This is a genomic window from Aquisphaera insulae, assembly GCF_011064615.1.
Classification (GTDB): Bacteria; Planctomycetota; Planctomycetia; order Isosphaerales; family Isosphaeraceae; genus Aquisphaera; species Aquisphaera insulae.
The window spans coordinates 1-1,729 of sequence record NZ_JAALJH010000209.1 but is presented as its reverse complement, the minus strand read 5'-3'; the positions used below and the strand labels follow the sequence as shown (position 1 = coordinate 1,729).

Below are 1,729 nucleotides of genomic sequence, written 5' to 3'. Positions count from 1 at the left end.
CCCGGATTTCTCACCGATGAATTAGCGTCGGGTGCCATTCTGAACGTATATGTTTTTGGCGAAACAACATGCGTTCTGAAGAATGGACACCCGACGATGACACAGTGTAATTCCGACTCACCTCGAAAGGCTACCCCCCGGCGGCGACCTCGACGCGATGATCGCCCCGCCGTGGAGGTGCCGCTCGACGACCCCCGGTCGAGCTACCTGGACTTCTCCCCCCTGGGTGCTCGGCAGGTCGTCGCCGGCTTCGACGGCGGCGACATCTCCTCCGATGGCGGCGGCCTGCTCCTCCGCAAGGTCGAGCAGCTCACCTCCATCATCGGCCAGTTCGCCGCCTGCTTCGTCGACCATCGCGCCCCGAAGCTCATCGAGCATCCCCTGGAGCACCTCGTCGCCCAGCGGGTCTACGCCCTGGCCCTGGGCTACGAGGACCTCAACGATCACGACGACCTGCGGCACGACCCCCTGCTGGCGACCCTCGTGGGCAAGCTCGATCCCACCGGCCAATCCCGATCGCGGAAGCGCGACAAGGGCAAGGCCCTGGCCGGCAAGAGCACGCTCAATCGCCTCGAGCTGACCCCCGTCGGGGCCGACTCCGACGCCCGATACAAGAAGATCGCCTGCCGGACGCATGACGTCGAGGACCTCTTCACCGACCTCTTCCTCCAGGCCCATCCCACCCCGCCGGGGCGGATCGTCCTGGACCTCGACGCCACCGACGACCCGATCCACGGCCGGCAGCTCGGCCGCTTCTTCCACGGCTACTACAAGAATTACTGCTATCTCCCGTTGTACATCTTCTGCGGCGATCACCTGCTCTGCGCCCGCCTCCGCCCCTCCGACATCGACGCCAGCGCCGGGTCACTGAAGCAGGTCAAGCGGATCGTCGAGCGGCTCCGGCGGACCTGGCCCGGCGTCCCGATCGTGATCCGCGCCGACAGCGGATTCTGCCGCGAGCCGATCATGAGCTGGTGCGAGGCCAACGACGTCGATTACGTCCTGGGCCTGGCCCAGAACAAGCGGCTCCTGAGGCTCATCGCCGGGGACCTCGCCGAGGCGAAGCAGCGATTCGACGCCACCAAGGAGCCGGCGCGGATCTTCTCCGACCTGAGCTATAAGACCTTGGACACATGGTCCCGCCAACGGCGGGTGGTCGCCAAGGCCGAGCACCTCGAGAAGGGCCCCAACCCGCGGTTCGTGGTGACGTCACTCGACCCGAAGGGGCATCCGGCGCAGCCGCTCTACGAGGTGGACTACTGCGGCCGCGGCGAGATGGAGAACCGGATCAAGGAGCAGCAGCTCCACCTGTTCGCCGACCGGACCAGCGCCGCGACGATGCGGGCCAACCAGATCCGGCTGTACCTTTCATCGATCGCTTACGTGTTGCTGGAGTCGCTGCGACGTCTGGGCCTGGCGGGGACCGAGATGGCCGAGGCGCAATGCCAGACGATCCGGCTGAAGTTGCTGAAGATCGGGGCGCTGGTGCAGGTGACGGTGCGAAGGGTGTGGGTGCGATTGGCGAGCAGTTGCCCGAGTGCCGGGGTCTTCCGCCAGGCGTTCGCCGACCTCGATCGCCTGCGACCGCTGCGACTGCGTTGCTGAGCCGAATCGGTCGGCGAGACGGTCGATCCGAGGGCCCCCAGGCGAGGGCCCCGGGATCGGGGTCCGCGCCGCGCCGGGCGATCTTCGGCTCGCGAGCCGAAGATTCGCCTTTGGGACTCCGCTC

Annotated in this window: 1 protein-coding gene; it reads left to right on the top strand. The window is 67.0% G+C overall.

Annotated elements, in window-relative coordinates; translation table 11 throughout:
- Positions 1–177: 177 nt before the first annotated feature.
- Positions 178–1,605 (top strand): IS1380 family transposase, encoded by a 1,428-nt coding sequence (locus tag G6O54_RS36765; RefSeq protein ID WP_165236054.1) that lies wholly within the window; start codon positions 178–180, stop codon positions 1,603–1,605.
- The last annotated feature ends 124 nt before the right edge of the window (positions 1,606–1,729 follow it).